The organism is Robinsoniella sp., from assembly GCF_034124845.1.
Map to the genome: position 1 here is coordinate 1 of NZ_JAWYAJ010000589.1, position 4,382 is coordinate 4,382.

Annotated in this window: 4 protein-coding genes and 2 pseudogenes; 3 read left to right on the forward strand and 3 right to left on the reverse strand. The window is 39.1% G+C overall.

Annotated features, from left to right (window positions below; translation table 11 throughout):
* Positions 1–308: pseudogene (locus ACH2DQ_RS29025) on the reverse strand (TetR/AcrR family transcriptional regulator); the annotation flags it as partial.
* A gap of 357 nt (positions 309–665) precedes the next feature.
* On the opposite strand from ACH2DQ_RS29025, the gene ACH2DQ_RS29030 reads away from it, so the two are divergent.
* Positions 666–1,646 carry an Rpn family recombination-promoting nuclease/putative transposase gene (locus tag ACH2DQ_RS29030; RefSeq protein ID WP_394914715.1) on the forward strand — a complete coding sequence of 327 codons (981 nt, stop codon included), beginning with the start codon at positions 666–668 and terminating at the stop codon, positions 1,644–1,646.
* A gap of 361 nt (positions 1,647–2,007) precedes the next feature.
* Here the strand turns inward: ACH2DQ_RS29030 and ACH2DQ_RS29035 are convergent, their stop codons facing one another.
* Positions 2,008–2,589: a DJ-1/PfpI family protein gene (locus ACH2DQ_RS29035; protein ID WP_394914714.1), complete on the reverse strand. Its 582-nt coding sequence runs from the start codon at positions 2,587–2,589 to the stop codon at positions 2,008–2,010.
* Between the two features lie 395 nt (positions 2,590–2,984).
* On the opposite strand from ACH2DQ_RS29035, the gene ACH2DQ_RS29040 reads away from it, so the two are divergent.
* Positions 2,985–3,314: a metal-sensing transcriptional repressor gene (locus tag ACH2DQ_RS29040; RefSeq protein WP_394914783.1), complete on the forward strand. Its 330-nt coding sequence runs from the start codon at positions 2,985–2,987 to the stop codon at positions 3,312–3,314.
* Between the two features lie 25 nt (positions 3,315–3,339).
* On the opposite strand, the gene ACH2DQ_RS29045 is transcribed toward ACH2DQ_RS29040, so the two are convergent.
* Positions 3,340–3,561, reverse strand: a complete 222-nt coding sequence (locus ACH2DQ_RS29045; protein WP_394914713.1) for a GyrI-like domain-containing protein — start codon at positions 3,559–3,561, stop codon at positions 3,340–3,342.
* Between the two features lie 155 nt (positions 3,562–3,716).
* Here ACH2DQ_RS29045 and ACH2DQ_RS29050 point away from each other — a divergent pair.
* Positions 3,717–4,254, forward strand: a pseudogene (locus tag ACH2DQ_RS29050) (sensor histidine kinase); the annotation flags it as partial.
* Positions 4,255–4,382: the final 128 nt, after the last annotated feature.

Sequence of the window (4,382 nt, forward strand, 5' to 3'; positions counted from 1 at the left end):
AATAACTTAAATAAATGTGTCTCTTCCTGTGCAAATGAGATATAGGAATGTGGAAGAATTAAATTAGGACTGACATTTGTGCAATTGCGGTAATGAGCAACGTACTGTTCATAGTAGTCGTATGCATAGATAAGAAATTCAGACTTTAACTCATCCATGTTATCATAACAAGTAAAAATAGGACGGGTAGAACACTGAAGTTTACCTGCGATACTCCGAGCATTTACCGTTTCAAAACCCGTATCTCTTGTTATGTCCAAAACGGTTTTTAAAATCATATCTATCGTTATTTTTGCTTTTGGTGGCATATAAATAAGTTCGCTTTCCTTAGAAATTAAAGGTAACATATGTTGCATAACTATTGTTGCATAATAAATAGATATTGTCAAGAGAGTTTTAAACACTATTTTGCGATTTACGGATCTGATAGAGTTACCTAATTAAGAAAAATCAATTAATTTATAATATTTATGTTGCGTTATTGATTAAAACGTGGTATGGTTAATGAGTAAAATTCTTTTGTTCTGCAATTCTTGCAGAGACATTTCCACATTAAATAAAATATCAATTGAAAAGTGTTGTATGAAAAACTATCAGGCATAATTTTAGATCATGCTGTCAAAATTGTTACAGTCTGCAGCTCTTTTCAAAAAAAGGAGGAGCTAATGCACATTGAAACACAGCAAAATGACAACATGTTACCAGAGGATACCAGGAATTACAGCAGTTATAGTAGTTATAGCGATAAAAGTGAAACATTTCTTATGCGCCCAACCGTAGACTTTTGCTTTAAGGAGCTAATGGCAGATCCCGTCGTTAGAAAAGGATTCATAGCAGCTATTCTTGGAAAAAGAACAGAGGAGTTGAAAGATACTACCTTATTGCCAACGATTCTGCGAAAGGGGACAAAAGAAGAAAAGCTTGGGATCCTGGATGTGAGAATATTGATGTCTGACGGAGAACAAATTGATATGGAAATGCAGGTGGGACCATATGAGTTCTGGGAAGAACGGACCCTGTTTTATATGAGCAAAATTTATATTGATCAAATAAATGCAGGAGACTCCTATGGAGACCTTGGGAAATGCATACATATCGGCATTTTGGATTTTATAATTTATCAGGATACAAATGATTTTTATTCCATTTTCCATATCTGGGAGGATGGAAGGAAGGCACTATACAGCGATAAGTTTGAATTTCATGTTCTTGAGTTACCCAAACTTGAAAGAATTGAACTGCAAGACAGTGAATTACTGTATTGGGCTAAATTTTTTGGAGGAAAAAGCAAGGAGGATTTTGAAAGTATGGCAGAGAAGAATGAATATATCAACACGGCATATGAACGATTAAAGAATATAAGTGCAGATGACCGAAAAAGGTTTGAATATGAGGCAAGGGAAAAAGCAATACGGGATCATAATCATTTGATGTTTACAGCAAGGAAGCGCGGCATTGAGGAGGGGATAGAACAGGGGATAGAACAGGGTCTCCAACGGGGGCTAAAAGCTAGTGTCCATATCTGTAGAAAATTAGGAATGTCTCAAGAGGATACAAAAAAATTACTGGTGTTAAATTTTAACTTATCCCTGGCTGATGCGGATGAAGAAGTATTAAAATATTGGTCTGAGGTAGAAAAGAATTAAAGTCAGCAACAGCCTGATTGTCTAAAGGTTTAAATGGTACTTTTTGTATGAATTATCATAACTTCTTATAGGAGGCGAAAGAGGTATGCAATATTTTTCATATCCTGTATGCAGAATAACCAAATCGATTTGAAAGAGGCTTATTTCAGTATAAATCAATTTCGTCAGCAGGCAGCAGTGGGGACTATTTTCTTTTCTGGCTCAGACAGTAGAAGAAGTACTTAGAATAATTTCCGAACATTAAAAGCAGGAGAATAGCAAACTCATAAGAACTGCAAAGAGATATATAGAATCATTATAAATATCCCATTATAATTGAAGAGGTTTGCAATCCCCTACATCTCCATCATTTAGAACAACATCAAATATAGACACATTCGTCCTTCGGATCCCACTGATACCCGATACCTTCCGCTATTTTAACCGCAACATCAATATCCAGAGTATCCGAAATAAATCCCAGTGTCATATCCATTCCGGTCATGCTTCCGGAGGAAGAATAGAATTTTCCGTCAGCAGCCCACTTCGCACCTTCAATCCAATGCACTCCATTCATGGTATGCAGGGCCCAGAAAATGTTTTTTTCATACTGGGCCATTCTGCGCCGGAATCCCTTTCCGGTTTTTGCAAGAAGAGCAGATCCGGTAGAAATAGTCAGGCAGTAAGAACTTCTGTCAATGGCTTTTTTTAGAATTTCCAGAGCATCAAAGTCTTCCAGAATCCGTCTGGCACCCGGACCACCGGGGATTAAAACTGCAGTTCCAATCTCATCCGGCACTAATGGTTCTGTCCATACCTTAACACCCTGGGCACTGTTTACGATTTTGCCGGTCAGGGACACATATTCGATATGAAAATCTTCAGGTATCTTTCCGAATAATTCAGCGGGACCAAACGCGTCCAATGTTTCAAAATCATCATATAATAGAATACTTACTTTCATCCGTTTACCTCCAATTTGTATAGACTAAGTGTAACAAGCCAACTATATCTTTACAAGCCATGCGGGGGGATATTATTTATAAAATATATCCCCATGGGCGGCTTGTGAGCGGTATATTTTTCGTTTATACTTTTAAATATATAAATATACAGGGAGCAAATATGGAAAAGAGTACAGTTCAAAAGAAAAATAAAACAGATGTAAAACCCATTATAAATAAATCGCAGCCAGAGCCAAACAGAACAGAGCCAAACAGAACAGAGTCACACAGAACAGAGTTGTGCAAGCCAGAGCAATCCCACCCAACGAATTACCAGATGGTGCAACACCGGACACGGTTAAATCGGACAACCCAGCCTAAGACTACACAGCCACAGACAGCGAATCATCAGAAAATGCAGCCACCTACGGATCATCACCATCACACAAGCCACGCATCTCATACACAACCGCATCATACACATTCCCATGAAAATACGAAAGCAGTTCTGAATCGCCTTTCACGTGCCATTGGACACCTAAAATCCATTAAGACAATGGTTGAAGACGGGCGTGACTGCAGTGAAGTTTTAATACAGTTGTCAGCAGTAAAAGCTGCTATTAACAACACGGGAAAAGTAGTTTTGAAGGATCATCTATCCCACTGCCTGGTTGATTCCATTGAAACCGGGAATATGCAAGCCATTGAAGAATTGAATAAAGCCATAGACCAATTTGTAAAATAAGCAGCCTTAATTGTCCTGCTTATTTTTATTTTAACGGAATGTAGATCTCAACCGTATTCTCTGGGGCATCGTAAGCAGTTATTTTACTACGGTACACCTCAAAATCTTCCCGATCATCCAGTTGTCCTTTTCCCGAAACCAGCCATGTCCCGAATATGTAGTCATAGGTTTTATCCAGGTTCCCAAGGCTTCCATGATGTGTAAATACGGCGTATTTACCGGCTGCCCCTGTCTGTCTCGCATACACTGTAGCCTTCTGCTTCTATGCAGGAATATTTTTCAACAAACTGTAAATAATGTTTCCACAAGTCAGGCAGACAGTTGCCGGACCGGATGTTATCAAGAATTCGTAGAAAAGGCGGAGAATATATCTGGGTACAGTTTTCGGCCCAGTTCGCAGATGCTGCGGCTGAGCAGGCGAATAAGGCAAAAACGGATTTTCTTTCCAGGATGAGCCATGAGATTAGGACACCTATGAATGCCATTATTGGAATGACAACCATTGCTGCCGCTTATATAGAAGACCGTGACAGGGTTGAGGGATGTCTGGAGAAAATATGTTATTCTTCCAGGCATTTGATGACTCTGATTAATGACGTTCTGGATATGTCTAAGATTAATGAAGAGAAGATGCAGGTTTCCCACGAAGTCTTTAACCTGGAAAATGTACTGGACTCCATTTCATCCATTATCTATCCCCAGGCAGTGGATAGAGGTCTTAATTTCAAAGTATTTCTGATAGATAGAGAATGTGTTGATTGGAGATGCCCTGCGACTGAATCAGGTGCTGTTAAATCTTCTGTCAAACGCATTGAAGTTTACGCCCAGAGGAGGCAGTATCCACTTGGAAATACGCCAGCCACAGCGGATTGAGGGACAGGTATGTCTGAAATTTACGGTCCGGGATACCGGTATTGGTATGAGTGAGGAGTTCCAGGAACGCAAATTGAACGGGACTTGCTTTATCAGACACTTATAGAGGCAATGTCAGAGCAGTAATTGGGATTATTAATATCAAATGGCATGGAAAAAGCGAAGAAGAACTTTCCTTTTTCATGCCATTTTTGT